This window comes from Klebsiella sp. 18074 (assembly GCF_902705905.1).
In the GTDB taxonomy this organism is placed as follows: Bacteria; Pseudomonadota; Gammaproteobacteria; order Enterobacterales; family Enterobacteriaceae; genus Klebsiella; species Klebsiella terrigena.
This window is the reverse complement of the sequence record NZ_CACSIS010000096.1, coordinates 1-655: the sequence shown is the minus strand read 5'-3', so window position 1 is coordinate 655 and position 655 is coordinate 1. Positions and strand designations below refer to the sequence as shown.

Annotated in this window: 1 protein-coding gene; it reads left to right on the top strand. The window is 45.3% G+C overall.

Annotated features, from left to right (window positions below; all coding sequences use genetic code 11):
• Window positions 1-87 precede the first annotated feature (87 nt).
• Window positions 88-546, top strand: a complete 459-nt coding sequence (gene tnpA, locus GVK32_RS28695; protein ID WP_159874242.1) for an IS200/IS605 family transposase — start codon at window positions 88-90, stop codon at window positions 544-546.
• Window positions 547-655 lie beyond the last annotated feature (109 nt).

Sequence of the window (655 nt, the reverse complement as noted above, 5' to 3'; positions counted from 1 at the left end):
CAGTTATAAAAACCCCTTTTGATTTGTTAAAACAGTTTGCGGTCTGGCAACTGCAAATGTTCAACAAGAAATCAAAAGGGGGTCCCAATGAGGGACGAAAAGAGCTTAGCGCACACCCGATGGAACTGTAAATATCACATAGTTTTTGCGCCGAAGTACCGAAGAAAGGTGTTCTACGGGGAAAAACGCAAAGCGATTGGCAATATTTTAAGAAAGCTGTGCGAATGGAAAAACGTGAATATTCTGGAAGCAGAATGCTGTACGGATCACATTCATATGCTTCTGGAAATCCCGCCGAAGATGAGTGTATCGGGGTTTATGGGGTACCTGAAGGGAAAGAGCAGCCTGATGCTTTATGAGCAGTTTGGGGATTTGAAGTTCAAATACCGTAACAGGGAGTTTTGGTGCCGAGGGTATTACGTTGATACGGTAGGGAAAAACACGGCCAGGATACAAGAATACATAAAGCACCAACTGGAAGAGGATAAAATGGGTGAGCAACTCTCGATCCCGTATCCAGGCAGCCCGTTTACGGGCCGTAAGTAATCCATAGATGCAAATGTCAGATTGCTATGCGCCTGTTAGGGCGCGGCTGGTAACAGAGCCTTATAGGCGCATATGAAAAACCTCCGGCTATGCCGGAGGATATTTATTT

What these genes read in the sequence shown, in the direction of transcription:
- tnpA (WP_159874242.1), top strand. Translation starts at nt 88, where the DNA reads ATGAGGGACGAAAAGAGCTTAGCGCACACCCGATGGAACTGTAAATAT.